This window comes from Streptomyces sp. NBC_00557, from assembly GCF_036345995.1.
GTDB lineage: Bacteria > Actinomycetota > Actinomycetes > Streptomycetales > Streptomycetaceae > Streptomyces.
Map to the genome: position 1 here is coordinate 3,654,047 of NZ_CP107796.1, position 13,970 is coordinate 3,668,016.

At 74.9% G+C, this 13,970-nt stretch carries 12 protein-coding genes; 4 read left to right on the top strand and 8 right to left on the bottom strand.

What is annotated here, in order from left to right:
• Positions 1-4: 4 nt before the first annotated feature.
• Genes nadC through OG956_RS15625 form a run of 4 tightly spaced genes read right to left on the bottom strand, consistent with a single transcriptional unit; the run spans position 5 to position 4,664 of the window.
• Positions 5-982, bottom strand: coding sequence for a carboxylating nicotinate-nucleotide diphosphorylase (gene nadC / locus OG956_RS15610; protein ID WP_330338578.1), 978 nt, complete (start codon positions 980-982; stop codon positions 5-7).
• A gap of 27 nt (positions 983-1,009) precedes the next feature.
• Positions 1,010-2,707 carry an L-aspartate oxidase gene (locus OG956_RS15615; protein ID WP_330338579.1) on the bottom strand — a complete coding sequence of 566 codons (1,698 nt, stop codon included), beginning with the start codon at positions 2,705-2,707 and terminating at the stop codon, positions 1,010-1,012.
• Positions 2,704-3,705 carry a pantoate--beta-alanine ligase gene (gene panC, locus OG956_RS15620; RefSeq protein WP_330338580.1) on the bottom strand — a complete coding sequence of 334 codons (1,002 nt, stop codon included), beginning with the start codon at positions 3,703-3,705 and terminating at the stop codon, positions 2,704-2,706. Before panC ends, OG956_RS15615 begins: the two co-directional genes overlap by 4 nt.
• Positions 3,702-4,664 (bottom strand): Rossmann-like and DUF2520 domain-containing protein, encoded by a 963-nt coding sequence (locus OG956_RS15625; protein WP_330338581.1) that lies wholly within the window; start codon positions 4,662-4,664, stop codon positions 3,702-3,704. Before OG956_RS15625 ends, panC begins: the two co-directional genes overlap by 4 nt.
• A 204-nt stretch (positions 4,665-4,868) precedes the next feature.
• Here OG956_RS15625 and OG956_RS15630 point away from each other — a divergent pair, with 204 nt between their 5' ends.
• Positions 4,869-6,062, top strand: coding sequence for a threonine aldolase family protein (locus OG956_RS15630; RefSeq protein ID WP_330338582.1), 1,194 nt, complete (start codon positions 4,869-4,871; stop codon positions 6,060-6,062).
• A gap of 22 nt (positions 6,063-6,084) precedes the next feature.
• Here OG956_RS15630 and OG956_RS15635 read toward each other — a convergent pair whose 3' ends face one another.
• On the bottom strand, positions 6,085-6,756 hold the full coding sequence (locus OG956_RS15635) for a response regulator transcription factor (protein WP_330338583.1): 672 nt from the start codon (positions 6,754-6,756) through the stop codon (positions 6,085-6,087).
• A gap of 80 nt (positions 6,757-6,836) precedes the next feature.
• Complete coding sequence (locus tag OG956_RS15640) at positions 6,837-8,042, bottom strand: sensor histidine kinase (RefSeq protein WP_330338584.1); 1,206 nt, start codon at positions 8,040-8,042, stop codon at positions 6,837-6,839.
• A 118-nt stretch (positions 8,043-8,160) separates the two neighbouring features.
• Here OG956_RS15640 and OG956_RS15645 point away from each other — a divergent pair, with 118 nt between their 5' ends.
• Complete coding sequence (locus tag OG956_RS15645; RefSeq protein WP_330338585.1) at positions 8,161-9,357, top strand: SAM-dependent methyltransferase; 1,197 nt, start codon at positions 8,161-8,163, stop codon at positions 9,355-9,357.
• Between the two features lie 30 nt (positions 9,358-9,387).
• Here the strand turns inward: OG956_RS15645 and OG956_RS15650 are convergent, their stop codons facing one another.
• The gene (locus tag OG956_RS15650) at positions 9,388-10,539 is read right to left on the bottom strand and encodes an NADH-quinone oxidoreductase subunit D (RefSeq protein ID WP_330338586.1); all 1,152 of its coding nucleotides are present in this window, start codon (positions 10,537-10,539) and stop codon (positions 9,388-9,390) included.
• 31 nt (positions 10,540-10,570) lie between these two features.
• Here OG956_RS15650 and OG956_RS15655 point away from each other — a divergent pair, with 31 nt between their 5' ends.
• On the top strand, positions 10,571-11,074 hold the full coding sequence (locus tag OG956_RS15655) for a PH domain-containing protein (protein ID WP_330338587.1): 504 nt from the start codon (positions 10,571-10,573) through the stop codon (positions 11,072-11,074).
• A 98-nt stretch (positions 11,075-11,172) separates the two neighbouring features.
• Positions 11,173-12,456, top strand: coding sequence for a PH domain-containing protein (locus tag OG956_RS15660; RefSeq protein ID WP_443065679.1), 1,284 nt, complete (start codon positions 11,173-11,175; stop codon positions 12,454-12,456).
• Between the two features lie 52 nt (positions 12,457-12,508).
• Here OG956_RS15660 and OG956_RS15665 read toward each other — a convergent pair whose 3' ends face one another.
• Entirely contained in the window at positions 12,509-13,957 is a 1,449-nt protein-coding gene (locus tag OG956_RS15665; RefSeq protein WP_330338588.1) for a hypothetical protein, read from the bottom strand.
• Between the last annotated feature and the right edge of the window lie 13 nt (positions 13,958-13,970).

Consider the following 13,970-nt stretch of genomic DNA (forward strand, 5'->3'; position numbering starts at 1 on the left):
GCCGTTACTCCGCCTCGCGCAGGTCGAGGCCGATGTCCAGGATCGGCGCGGAGTGGGTGAGCGCGCCGACCGCCAGGAAGTCCACGCCCGTGTCCGCGTACATGCGCGCGGTGTCGAGCGTGAGCCGGCCCGAGGCCTCCAGCAGAGCCCGGCCGCGCACGATCCCGACGGCCTCCGCGCACTCGTCGGGCGTGAAGTTGTCCAGCAGGATCAGGTCCGCGCCCGCTTCGACGACCTCCCGCAGCTGGTGCAGGGTGTCGACCTCGACCTCGATCGGGATGTCCGGGAAGTTCTCCCGTACGGCCTTGAAGGCCTGCGCGACCCCGCCGGCGGCGATCACGTGGTTGTCCTTGACCAGGGCCGCGTCGGACAGCGACATGCGGTGGTTGACGCCGCCGCCGCAGCGGACGGCGAACTTCTCCAGGGAGCGCAGGCCCGGGGTCGTCTTCCGGGTGTCGCGGACCTTGGTCCTGGTGCCTTCCAGGACGTCCGCCCACGCGCGCGTGGCGGTCGCGATGCCGGACAGGCGGCACAGGATGTTCAGCGCGCTGCGCTCGGCGGTCAGCAGGTCACGCGTGCGCGTGGTGACCGACAGCAGCTTCTGCCCGGCCTCGATCCGGTCGCCGTCCTCGACGTGCCGCTCGACCTCGAACTCGTCCGTGCACACCACGGAGAGCACGGCCTCGGCGACGCGCAGACCGGCCACGACACCGCCCTCCCGCGCGGTGAAGTCACCGGTGGCGACGGCGTCCTCGGGGATGGTGGAGACGGTCGTCACGTCCACGCCGCCGGCCAGGTCCTCCTGGATGGCCACGTTGGCGATGTCCTCGACCTCCACGGGGTCGAGCCCGGCGGCGGCCAGCAGCTCGGCGAGCGCGGGGTCGAGCCCGCTCTCCAGGTACTCCTCGTCGCCCTCGGCGCCGCAGGCGCAGCCGTCGCCGCAGCCGCCGGTCGAGGCGAGAGGAAGGTCGTCGGTGCTCACGTTCGTCACTGCTCCTGGGCGCTGGTGTTACCGGGTCGGGGGGAAGTCTGCGGTGTCGGTGGTGTGCACGGCCAGCGACCGGTCGGGGTTCAGCCGTACGACGATGTGCCGCCGCCAGTGGGTGTCGTCGCGCTCGGCGCGGTCCTCGCGCCAGTGGCAGCCGCGGGTCTCCTCGCGCATCCGCGCGGCGGCGACCAGGACCCGTGCGACGCACAGGAGGTTGGTGGCCTCCCAGGTGTCGACGCCGGGCTCGGCGGTCTTGCCGTTCTCGTCCAGGGCGTCCCGGGCCTCGCCGTGCAGCTGCTGGAGCTGTTCGGCGGCCCTGGCCAGGGACGCCTCGGAACGCAGCACGCCGGCGCCCTCGGTCATGATCCGCTGGATGGCGAACCGCGTCTCGGGGGCGAGCAGCGGGTGCGCGGGCCTGTCGGGCTCCGGGACCGGCTGGGGCACGCGCGCGTGGAGGCCGTTCGCCGCCCGGTTCTCCGCGATGTCCGCGGCGATCCGCTCGGCGTAGACGAGCCCCTCGAGGAGGCTGTTGGAGGCGAGCCGGTTGGCGCCGTGCACGCCGGTGCAGGCGACCTCGCCGCACGCGTACAGGCCCGGCACGGTGGTACGGCCGCGGGCGTCGGTGCGCACGCCGCCGGAGGCGTAGTGGGCGGCCGGGGCGATCGGGATGGGCTCGGTGACCGGGTCGATGCCGTTGGCGCGGCAGGCGGCCAGGATGGTCGGGAAGCGGTGCTGCCACATCTCGGCGCCGAAGTGCCGGGCGTCGAGGTACATGTGCTCGGCGCCCTGCTCCAGCATCCGCCGCAGGATGCCCTTGGCGACGATGTCCCGGGGCGCCAGCTCCGCCAGCTCGTGCTGCCCGACCATGAAGCGCACGCCGCCGGCGTCGACCAGATGGGCGCCCTCGCCGCGCACCGCCTCGGAGACCAGCGGCTGCTGGCCCTCCGCCTCCGCGCCGAGGAACAGCACGGTCGGGTGGAACTGTACGAACTCCAGGTCGGAGACCTCGGCGCCCGCGCGCAGCGCCAGGGCCACGCCGTCACCCGTCGACACCGAGGGGTTGGTGGTCGCGGAGAACACCTGGCCCATGCCGCCGGTGGCGAGGACGACCGCGGGGGCGTGCACGGCGCCCACGCCGTCATGCTGGCCCTCGCCCATCACGTGCAGCGTGACGCCCGCCGTACGGCCCTCGGCGTCGGTCAGCAGGTCCAGCACGAGCGCGTTCTCGATCGTGCGCACCCCGCGCGCCTGGACGGCCTCCACGAGGGCGCGGGAGACCTCCGCGCCGGTCGCGTCGCCGCCCGCGTGCGCGATCCGGCGCCGGTGGTGGCCGCCCTCGCGGGTGAGCTGGATGTCGCCGTCGTCGTCGGTGTCGAAGTGGGCGCCGGTGGAGATCAGCCGCCGTACGGCGTCGGGGCCCTCGGTGACGAGGATCCGCACCGCCTCCTCGTCGCACAGGCCCGCGCCGGCCACCAGGGTGTCCTGAAGGTGCTGCTCGGGCGTGTCGCCCTCGCCGAGGGCGGCCGCGATGCCGCCCTGCGCCCAGCGCGTGGAGCCGTCGTCCAGGCGGGCCTTGGTGACGACCACGGTGCTCAGGCCGGCGGCCTCGCAGCGCAGGGCCGCGGTCAGGCCGGCCACTCCGGAGCCGACGACGACCACGTCCGCCGAGATGGCCCAGCCGGGGGCGGGGGCGTGCAGTCGTATGCCTGTGCTGGTCACGAGGCGGCTCCGAGGGTTCCGAAGGTGAGGGGGAGGTTGTCGATCAGCCGGGTCGTGCCGACCCGCGCGGCGACGGCCAGGACGGCCTCGCCGGTGAAGTCGTCGCCGATCTCGGTGAAGTCGGACGGGTCGACGAGGGCGAGGTAGTCCAGTTCGAGCGGCGGGACGAAGCGGGCGGCCTCGTCCAGCACCTGGCGGGCGGCGGCGCGGACGGCGGCCGGGCCGCCGGGGGACGCCGTGGCGACCGCGTGGGCGTCGGCGGCGGCGCGGGACTCCCCGAGGGCGCTCAGCGCCTCGGCACGCGCCTGTGTGGAGGGCACTTCGCGGGCACGCGCGCGCAGCGCCTCCTGCGCGGCGTGCCGGTCGCGGCCCGCGAACAGCGCGCGGGACAGCGCGAGGGCGGTGGTGCGCTCGGCCGGCGAGAGGTAGCGGTTGCGGCTGGACAGGGCGAGCCCGTCCTCCTCGCGCACGGTCGGCACGGCGACGATCTCGACGCCGAAGTTCAGGTCCCGCACCATGCGCCGGATCAGGGCCAGCTGCTGGGCGTCCTTCTGGCCGTACAGGGCCACGTCGGGGCGGGTGAGGTGCAGCAGCTTGGCGACGACGGTGAGCATGCCGTCGAAGTGGCCGGGCCGCGAGGCGCCCTCCAGGCGTTCGCCCATGGGCCCGGCGCTGATGCGGACCTGGGGGGCGCCGCCGGGGTAGACCTCGTCCACGGAGGGCGCGAACACCACGTCCGCTCCGGCCTGTTCGGCGATCTTCACATCGGCGTCGAGGGTGCGCGGGTAGCGGTCCAGGTCCTCGCCCGCGCCGAACTGCAGCGGGTTGACGAAGACGGTGACGACGACCTCGCCGTCCGGTCCGGCGATCCCGCGCGCGGTGCGGATCAGGGTGGCGTGGCCCTCGTGCAGGGCGCCCATGGTCATCACGACGGCGCGGCGGCCCCGGCGCACGCGCGCGTGCAGCTCGTCGGCGGTGCTCAGCAGGGCGGTGGTCATCGGTCGTTCCCCTCGGTGCCGGTGGTGCCTGGGCCGGTGGTGCCGTTCGTGCCGGCGGCCCCGTCGGCCAGCACGCCGAGCAGGTCCTCGGCGAGTTCGGGCTTCAGCAGGCCGTGCGCGAGCGCCCGGTCGGCGGTCGCGCGGGCCATCGCCACATAGCCCGCGACGGTCTGCGGGGCGTGCGCGCGCAGCTCGGTGATGTGCGCGGCGACCGTGCCGGCGTCCCCGCGCGCGACGGGGCCGGTGAGCGCCGCGTCCCCGGAGCGCAGCGCGTTGTCGAGAGCGGCGCCGAGCAGCGGGCCGAGCATCCGGTCGGGGGCCTCGACGCCCGCGGTGCGCAGCAGCTCCATCGACTGCGCGACCAGGGTCACCAGGTGGTTCGCACCGAGGGCGAGCGCCGCGTGGTACAGCGGGCGGTTCTCCTCGCTGATCCACTCCGGCTCGCCGCCCATCTCGATCACGAGCGCCTGGGCGGCCAGCCGCAGCTCCTCGGGCGCGGTGACGCCGAAGGAGCAGCCGGCCAGGCGCTGGACGTCCACCGGGGTGCCGGTGAAGGTCATCGCGGGGTGCAGGGCCATCGGCAGCGCGCCCGCGCGCAGGGCCGGGTCGAGGACCTTGGCGCCGTAGCGGCCGGAGGTGTGCACGAGCAGCTGTCCGGGCCGTACCGCACCGGTCTCGGCGAGTCCGGAGACCAGTCCGGGCAGGACGTCGTCGGGGACGGTGAGCAGCACCAGGTCGGCGCGGCCCAGGACCTCGGCGGGCGGCACCAGCGGCACGTCCGGGAGCATGGTCTCGGCGCGCCGCCGGGAGGCGTCGGAGACGCCGGAGACGGCCACCGGGCGGTGTCCGGCGAGCTGGAGGGACGCGGCGAGCGCGGGACCCACGCGGCCGGCGCCGACGACGCCGACGGTGAGCCGCGCGGGGCGGTCCTTGAGGTCTTGCTGGTGGACTGTACTCACGCGACGGCGGCCTTCCCGTTCCAGTCCGCTCTGGGTACCGGACGATTTCTCGTCATGTTAACGCTATCTCGGTCCGGAGCCGACCGGTCGTCCACAGGCTGTGGGTTACGCCACGCCCTCGCAGGCCCGCAAGAGCGGTGCGGCCGCGCGTCCGCGCGGCGAAATTCGGCTGTCCGTCCGGCCGCCGCGCGGCATGATCCGCACATGAGCGATGAGGCGCGACCGGACGAAGAGCAGCGGGAACACCGGCAGGCGGAGCAGTCCCCGGAGGAGGCGATGCGGGCGCGGCGCCGTGCCGCCCGCGCGAAGGCGGAGCGCGTGCTGGCGCGCCAGGGCTTCGGGCGCACGATCCGGGAGCGGCTGGCGGACCTCCAGCAGGCGGCGCCCGAGGTGTACGACCTGGACCAGCCGGCGGACATCTACGGCAACGGGATCGTGGCGGACCTGGAGGAGCGCGTCGCGTCCCTGCTCGGCACGGAGGCGGCCGCGTTCTTCCCGACCGGCACGATGGCCCAGCAGGTGGCGCTGCGCTGCTGGGCGGCCCGCACCGGCGACCGCGCGGTGGCCCTGCACGCCCTGGCCCACCCGGAGGTGCACGAACGGCACGCCTTCAGCGAGGTCAGCGGGTTGCGCCCGGTGCGGGTGACCAGTGAGCCGCGGCTGCCGACCGCCGCCGAGATACGCGGCTTCGACGAGCCCTTCGGGGCGCTGATGCTGGAACTCCCCCTGCGCGACGCCGGTTTCGTGCTGCCCACCTGGGAGGAGCTGACCGAGGTGGTCGAGGCGGCGCGGGAGCGTGACGCGGTGGTGCACTTCGACGGCGCGCGCCTGTGGGAGAGCACGGTCCACTTCGGCCGCACGCTGGCGGAGATCGCCGACCTCGCGGACAGCGTGTACGTGTCGTTCTACAAGTCCCTCGACGGCTTCGGCGGTGCCGCGCTGGCCGGCCCGAAGACGCTGGTGGAGGAGGCGAAGACCTGGCGGCACCGGTACGGCGGCATGGTCTTCCAGCAGTTCCCGACGGTGCTGTCGGCGCTCGCCGGACTGGAGCGCGAGCTGCCCCGGCTGCCGGACTACGTGCGGCACGCGCGCGTGGTCGCCGCCGCGCTGCGCGAGGGTTTCGCCGCGGCCGGCCTGCCGTGGGCCCGCGTGCACCCCGAGGAACCCCACACCCACGACTTCCAGGTCTGGCTGCCGTACGAGCCCGACGTCCTCACGGAGGCGGCGGTGCGCCAGGCCGAGGAGACGGGGGCCTACCTCTTCACCGGCCCCTGGGACCGCGGCGGCCCCGGGCTGTCCTTCACCGAGGTCGCCGTGCGCTCCGAGGGCCTTCGGTGGACGGCGGACGACGTGCGGACGGCCGTCGCCGGCTTCGTCACGCGCCTGCCGGCGGTATGACCGGCAAGCAGGGCTCCCGGACTCACCCGTGGCCGCCCGCGCGGACCAGGCCGGTCTCGTAGGCCAGCACCACGACCTGGACCCGGTCGCGCAGGCCGAGCTTGGTGAGGATGCGGCCGACGTGGGTCTTCACCGTCGCCTCGCTCAGCACCAGCCGGGCCGCGATCTCGCCGTTGGACAGGCCCTGCGCGACCAGCACCATGACCTCGCGCTCGCGGTCGGTGAGCCGGTCCAGCTCCTTGGCCTGCGGCTCCTTGCCGGTGGAGGGCAGCATCGGGGCGAAACGGTCCAGCAGGCGGCGGGTGGTGGACGGCGCCACGACCGCGTCGCCGCTGTGCACCGCGCGGATCGCCGCCAGCAGATCACCGGGCGGCACGTCCTTGAGCATGAACCCGGAGGCGCCCGCCTTCAGCCCGGAGAACGCGTACTCGTCCAGGTCGAAGGTGGTCAGGATCAGCACCTTCGGCGGATCGGCCTCGGCGCAGATCCGCCGGGTGGCCTCCACACCGTCCAGCTTCGGCATGCGGACGTCCATCAGGACGACGTCGACGGGCGTGGACCGCAGCACCTGCAGGGCCTCGACGCCGTCGCCCGCCTCCGCGACGACCTCCATGTCCGGCTGGGCGGCGAGCACCATCCGGAACCCGGTGCGCAGCAGCACCTGGTCGTCGACGAGCATCACGCGGATCGCCATCGGGCCTCTTTCGGTCGGGACGGGTGGTGCCGTGGTTCGGGCGGGGTCTGACAGGTGTGAATCGGGGGCGTGCGGCTGCGTCAGTGCGCCGGTTTGAGCGGGAGCAGGGCGCTGATGCGGAATCCTCCGCCCGGCCGCGGTCCGGCGTCCAGGGTGCCGCCCACCATGCCGACCCGCTCGCGCATGCCGATCAGGCCGTGCCCCTGGCCGTCGGCGCCGCCCTCCTCGTACAGCTCGTGCGGGGCGCCCTTGCCGTCGTCCTCGACGAGCAGGCCGAGCCCGTCGTCGAAGTAGACCAGCCGCACGCTCGCGCCCGCGTTGGGCCCGCCGTGCTTGCGGGTGTTGGTGAGCGCCTCCTGCACGATCCGGTACGCGGTCAGCTCCACGCCGCTCGGCAGCGGGCGCGGGGTGCCCTCGACCTTGAAGTCGACCGGGAGGCCGGCGTTGCGGCACTGCTCGACGAGCTCGTCGATCTGCTCGACGTCCGGCTGGGGGACGTACTCCCCGCCCTCCTGGTGCTCCCCGGTGCGCAGCACGCCCAGCAGGCGGCGCATCTCGGCGAGCGCCTGGCGGCCGGTGGAGGAGATCGTCTCCAGCGCCTTCCTGGCCTGGTCGGGGGCGGTGTCCAGGACGTACGCGGCGCCGTCGGCCTGCACCACCATCACCGACACGTTGTGTGCGACGACATCGTGCAACTCGCGCGCTATGCGGGCGCGTTCGGCGGCCACCGCGACCTTCGACTGCGCCTCGCGCTCCTTCTCCAGGCGGGCCGCGCGCTCCTCCAGCTGGGCGAAGTAGGCGCGCCGGGTCCGCATGGAGTCGCCGAGCACCCAGGCGAGCGCGAAGGGCACCGTCTGGAAGGCGACTATGGCGATCCGCCCGAGGAAGCCCGCGTGCTCGGCCGGCCAGCGCAGCTGGGCGAAGGCCGCCGCGCACAGGCTGACGACGAGCGCGAGCCGGGAGGCCCAGCGCGCGCCGACCGCCGCCACCGTGTAGGTGATCACCAGCATCGCGAAGTCGGCGACGGTCGTCTCGATGTCCAGCACCAGCTGGACCAGCCCGGTCGCGAGGGCGACCAGCAGCATCGGCTCCGGGAAACGGCGGCGCAGCGCCACGACGACGCACAGCACGAAGGACACGGTCATCCCGGCGGCGACCGACATGTGGTGACCGGGCACCCCGCTCAGATTGACCACGCTCACACCGGACAGCCCGAACAGGGCGACCGCCCAGAAGGTGTCGACCCACGTGGGGTGGCGGCGGAGGAAGTCATAGAGGCGCTGCACGTAACCCAGCGTAGGCAAACCAGATGCGTGCAGGGGTCAACCGGAGGGCCGATCCGGGCCCGGCGCGCGTACTCCGCAAGGTGGAGGAAGTGATCATCTGTGCGCCTAGTCTGGTGCGGTGACGGATGAGACGGCGCGGGAAACGGAACGGCGCGCCCGCGAGGGCGACGGACCGCGCGGCTGGCGCGGCTGGCGCGCGGCGGCTGAGGCGGCGCTGTACGGCCCCGGTGGCTTCTACCGCCGTCCGGAGGGCCCGGTCGGCCACTTCCGTACGTCCGTGCACGCCTCCCCGCTGTTCGCGCGGGCCGTGGCCCGGCTGCTGTGCCGGGTCGACGAGGCACTGGGCCGGCCGGCCGCGCTGGACTTCGTCGACATGGGCGCGGGGCGCGGTGAACTGGTCACCGGCGTGCTGGCCGCGCTGCCGGCGGACGTGGCCGCACGCGCGCGTGCGTACGCCGTTGAACGCGCCGGCCGCCCGGTCGGCCTCGACGAACGCGTCACCTGGCTCGACGCGCCCCCGGCCGCCGTCACGGGCCTGCTGTTCGCCAACGAGTGGCTGGACAACGTGCCCGTGGACGTCGTCGAGGTCGACCCCGCGGGCGTGCCCAGGCTGGTGCTGGTCGCCGACGACGGCACCGAGCGGCTCGGGGAGCCGGTGACCGGCGCGGACGCGGACTGGCTCGCCCGATGGTGGCCGCTGCCGCCCGAGGAGGGGCTGCGCGCGGAGATCGGACTGCCCCGCGACCTGGCGTGGGCGTCGGCGGTGCACCGGGTGGTGCGCGGGCTCGCGGTCGCCGTGGACTACGCGCACACCGCCGACGCGCGCCCCCTGTTCGGCACGCTCACCGGCTTCCGCGCCGGCCGCGAGACGGCGCCGGTGCCCGACGGATCCTGCGACATCACGGCCCACGTCGCCCTGGACGCCTGCGCGACGGCCCCTACGGCGCACGCGCCTTCGGACACGCCGAGCACGGCCTCCGACGGGCCGCACGAGCCTTTGGCGACGCCGAGCACACCCCCCGACGCGCCGCACGCGCCTCTGGTCACGCCGAGCACACCCCCGGGCGAGGCGCACGCCGTCTCCGGCCCGGCGCGCGCCCTGCCTGCCGCGCGCCTGCTCACCCAGCGCGCCGTCCTGCACGCGCTCGGCATCACCGGCGCACGCCCCCCGCTCGCGCTGGCCTCCACGGACCCCGCGGCCTACGTGCGCGCCCTCGCGGGCGCCGGGGAGGCCGCCGAACTCACCGCCCCGGGCGGGCTCGGCGACTTCGCCTGGCTGGTCCAGCCGGTCGGCATCGCCGACCCGCTCGCCTGAGCCCGGCGACCGGCCCCCGCCGGGACCGCCCTACTTGTCGATGTCGCCGACCACGAAGAACATCGAGCCCAGGATCGCCACCATGTCCGCCACCAGCGTCCCCGGCAGCAGCTCGGTCAGCGCCTGGATGTTGTTGTACGAGGCCGAGCGCAGCTTCAGCCGGTACGGCGTCTTCTCGCCCTTGCTGACCAGGTAGTAGCCGTTGATGCCGAGCGGGTTCTCGGTCCACGCGTACGTGTGCCCCTCGGGCGCCTTCAGCACCTTCGGCAGCCGCTGGTTGATCGGGCCGGGCGGCAGCTCGGCGATCCGGTCCAGGCAGGCGTCCGCGAGGTCGAGCGCGTTGTGGGTCTGCTCCAGCAGCACCTCGAAACGGGCGAGACAGTCCCCCTCGCCGCGGGTGGCGACCTTCAGGGTGCCCCCGAGGTCGCCGTACGCCAGGTACGGCTCGTCGCGGCGCAGGTCGAAGTCCACGCCCGACGCGCGCGCGATGGGCCCGCTGACCCCGTACGCGTGCACGGTCTCCGGCGCGAGCACCCCCACTCCGCGCGTGCGGCCGCGGAAGATCTCGTTGCCGAGGACCAGGTCGTCGAAGACGTCCATGCGCGAGCGCACGTCGGCGACGGCGGCACGCGCGCGTGCGGCCCATCCGGCCGGCAGGTCCTCCTTGAGGCCGCCGACCCGGTTGAACATGTAGTGCATGCGCCCGCCGGAGACCTCCTCCATGACGTTCTGGAGCACCTCGCGCTCCCGGAACGCGTAGAACACCGGCGTGATCCCGCCCAGCTCCAGCGGGTAGGAGCCGAGGAACATCAGGTGGTTCAGGACCCGGTTCAGCTCGGCCAGCAGCGTGCGCGTCCACACCGCCCGCTCGGGCACCTCCATGCCGAGCATCCGCTCCACCGCGAGGACCACGCCCAGTTCGTTCGAGAACGCCGACAGCCAGTCGTGGCGGTTGGCGAGCACGATGATCTGGCGGTAGTCGCGCGCCTCGAAGAGCTTCTCCGCCCCGCGGTGCATATAGCCGATCACCGGCTCCGCGCGCACGATGCGCTCCCCGTCCAGCACCAGCCTGAGCCGCAGCACACCGTGCGTGGACGGATGCTGAGGCCCGATGTTGAGCACCATGTCGGTGCTTTCCGCGGCGCCGCCGATTCCGACCGTGGTCTCCGTCGTAGGAGTCATGGCCCCAGTTTCCCCTACGTACGCTGGCCCCATGGAAACGGGGAGCCTTGACGAGGCCGGTATACCGGGGGCCGCGCCGGTGTGGCGGGGCCTGGAGCCCGCTCTGCTGCGGATGCGGCTGATGCTCGTGCTGGTGTGGGCGGCGGGGCTGGCCGTCGCCACCGGGCTGGTCCTGGGGCTGGCCGTGGGGCCCGCGTGGGCCGTGTTCGCGCTGGTGCCGGTGGCCGGCGGCGCATGGGGCCGGCGGCTGGTGGGGCGGAACTGGCGCTCGTGGCGGTACGCCGAGCGCGCGGACGACCTGCTGATCAGCCGCGGTGTCCTGTGGCACGAGCAGACGGTGGTGCCGTACGGGCGGATGCAGCTGGTGGAGGTCACCTCCGGGCCCGTCGAGCGGCGGTTCGGGCTGGCCACCGTGCAGCTGCACACGGCGGCCGCCGCGACCGACGCCACCATCCCCGGCCTGGACCCGGCCGAGGCGGAACGGCTGCGCGACCGGCTCACCGAGCTGGGCGAGGCACGTTCGGCGGGCCTGTGACCACCCCGGACCGCGGCGACGCGGCGGACACCACGCGCGTGTACCCCCCGGACACCCCGGCCGGCGCGGGCGCCCAGGACGCGGAGGACCGCGCGGCCGTGACCGAGCGGCGGCTGCACCCCGTCACGCCCTTCCGCCGGGCCTGGGCGCCGGTCGCCGTGCTCGCCGGGTGGGCGGTGCACGACCCGGACGCGACGCAGGCGCAGCTGGCGCGGCTGACCACCACCGCGCTGCTGCTCGGCCTCGCGGTGCTGGTGCCCGCGGCCGGTCTCTACGGATTCCTGTCCTGGTGGTTCACGCACTTCGCGGTCACCGGCACCGAACTGCGCATCCGCACGGGCCTGGTGTTCCGGCGCACCGCGCACATCCGGCTGGAGCGCATCCAGGCCGTGGACGTCTCCCGGCCCCTCCTCGCGCGCGTGGCGGGCGTCGCCAAGCTGCGGATCGACGTCGTCGGCGCCGACGACAAGGACGAACTGGCCTTCCTCGGCGAGCAGGAGGCCCGCGCGCTGCGCGCGGAACTGCTCGCGCGCGCGGCGGGTTTCGCACCCGAGACGGCGCGTGAGGTCGGCGAGGCACCGGCGCACGTACTGCTGCGCGTGCCCCCGCGCGCGCTGGCGCTGTCCCTCGCATTGACGGGCGCGCCCTGGGTCTCGCTGGGCGCCGCGCTCGTCGTACCGGCCGTGCTGTGGCTCACCACCCACAGCCTGTGGACGGTTCTCGCGACCGCCCTGCCGCTGTTCGGCGCGGCCGGCGCGCGCAGCGCGGGACGGTTCGCCGCCGAGTTCGACTGGACGGTGAGCGAGTCGCCGGACGGGCTGCGCATCGACCGCGGGCTGCTGGACCGTACGCACGAGACCGTGCCGCCCGGCCGGGTGCAGACCGTGCGGCTGGTGGAGCCGCTGCTGTGGCGGCGGCTCGGCTGGGTGCGGGTGGAACTGGACGTGGCCGGGTCGGCGAACTCGGTGCTGGTGCCGGTCGCGCCCCGTCCGGTCGCCGAGTCGGTCCTCACGCGCGCGCTGCCGGGCGTGACGGTGCCTCAGGAACTGTCGGGGCCGCCCCGGCGGGCCCGCTGGTGCCTGCCGGTGTGGTGGCGCGGGCAGCGCCTCGCGGTCACCGGCTCCGTGTTCGCCGCCCGGCACGGCCTGTTGCGGCGCCGGCTCTCGCTGGTTCCGCACGCCAAGGTGCAGAGCGTCCGGCTGGCCCAGGGGCCCTGGCGGCGGCTGTGGCGGCTCGCCGAGGTCCATGTGGACACGGGGGCCGGCAGGACCGTGACGGCCGGGCTGCGGGACGCCGAGGAGGCCGTACGGCTGCTGCACGCCCAGGCGGAGAGGTCCCGCACGGGCCGCCGCGACGCCCGCCCCGACCGCTGGATGACCTGAGGCCCGGCTTCCGCGCGGGAAGCCGGGCCTCGTGGATCCGTGTGGCGCCGGGTCAGGACGCAGCGCTGCGCAGCCGCTGGACGTCGATCTGCTCGGTCTCGTCGTGCGCGGTCAGGTCGATGACCTGCCCGGTGCCGTCGGGCCGGGCATGGGCCTGCTTGAACCCGGCCTCGGCCTCGGCCTTGTGCACGGCGAGCGCCTCCTGGCCGACGACGTCCGCGAGGTCCTCGTTCTGCACCGACTCCAGCGCGGCCTTGGGCGCGCCCTTCTGGGTGCCGAAGAAGTCGAAGCCGCCCTCGACCACCGGGCGCCGGACGGGCGCGGCCGGTACGACGGCCACCGCGGTCGGCACCGTGAAGTGCCCGGCGGGCGGCGGGCCCACGGCCGTGGCGGGCTCGGCCGGCGTCACGGGGGCGGCGGCCGCGCGGGCGTGCCCGTCGGCCGCCTGAGGCTTCCCCTGCGCCTCCTCCTCCTGGGCGGCCGGTGCGTCGGCCTCGCTCCGGGAAGCCCCGGCGCCGTCCGCCCTGCCGTCCCGGGCACCGTCCGCCTCGGCCGCGGCAGCGGGTCCCGCCTCGGGCGCGCCTGCCGTACGGACGGTGTCCGCCCTGCCCGTCGCAACCGCGCCCGTGCCGCCGTCGGCCGGGCCGTCCGCGGGCTCACCGGACTCGGCGCGCGCCGGCTGCGGGGCCGTATCCGCAGAAGCCGCTGCTTCGGATTCGGCCGCCCCGGAAGCCACCGTGCCGGAAGCCGCCGTGTCGGAGACCGCCGTCTCGGAAGCCTCGGCCGCGGCCGTCTGCCCGGCGTCCGTACCGGAGTCGCCGCCAGAGTCGCCGCCGGTGTCGCTGCCGAAGCGGGCCAGGGCCGTCAGGGCCTGCTGGTAGAGCCAGGCGCCCTCGCGCGAGAACACCGCGTAGGCCACCGGCTCGTCCCCGGAGTCCGAACGCGCCTCACCGGCGGCCTGCTCCGGGGCGGCCTCCGCGTTCGCCTCGGCCGGCTCCGGCTCGGCGCGGCGCGCGGACGGCAGCGCGGGCGAGGACGACGGCGCGGTCGCCTCGATCTCCAGCAGCCGGCGTCCCTCCAGGGCGCTCGCGCGCTCGGTCTCCGCGGTGGCGTACCGGCGCAGCAGGGCCGCGTGCTCGTTGCGCAGGCCGGCCAGCTCCGCGCGCTTGGCGCGCAGCCGCTGCTCCAGCTTGGTGCGCAGCTCGCGCGACTCCTCCAGGTCGGTCTCCAGTTCGGCGAGCCGCTCCTCGTACCGCCATTCGTCGCCGGCACGCGCGCGTGTGAGCTCGGCGACCCGCTTGCCCGCCTGCGCGTCCCAGCGGCGCATCACGACGGCGCCGGCGACTGCGGTCGCCGCGGCGGCGGCCGCCAGCGCGCGCAGCACCATGGCCTCGGAGAACACCCAGGGACCCAGCGCGCAGACGACGGAGACACCGGCGATGGCCGCCGGAGGCAACAGCCGGTGCAGGGGTGGGGAATGGCGGTGGCGTCCACGTGGCATGGCCAGAAACTTA

Excerpts from the sequence above, each read along its gene's own strand:
- OG956_RS15650 (WP_330338586.1), bottom strand. The coding sequence starts at position 10,539 with ATGACTCCTACGACGGAGACCACGGTCGGAATCGGCGGCGCCGCGGAA.
- OG956_RS15665 (WP_330338588.1), bottom strand. The coding sequence starts at position 13,957 with ATGCCACGTGGACGCCACCGCCATTCCCCACCCCTGCACCGGCTGTTG.
- panC (WP_330338580.1), bottom strand. The coding sequence starts at position 3,705 with ATGACCACCGCCCTGCTGAGCACCGCCGACGAGCTGCACGCGCGCGTG.
- OG956_RS15635 (WP_330338583.1), bottom strand. The coding sequence starts at position 6,756 with ATGGCGATCCGCGTGATGCTCGTCGACGACCAGGTGCTGCTGCGCACC.
- OG956_RS15630 (WP_330338582.1), top strand. The coding sequence starts at position 4,869 with ATGAGCGATGAGGCGCGACCGGACGAAGAGCAGCGGGAACACCGGCAG.
- OG956_RS15655 (WP_330338587.1), top strand. The coding sequence starts at position 10,571 with ATGGAAACGGGGAGCCTTGACGAGGCCGGTATACCGGGGGCCGCGCCG.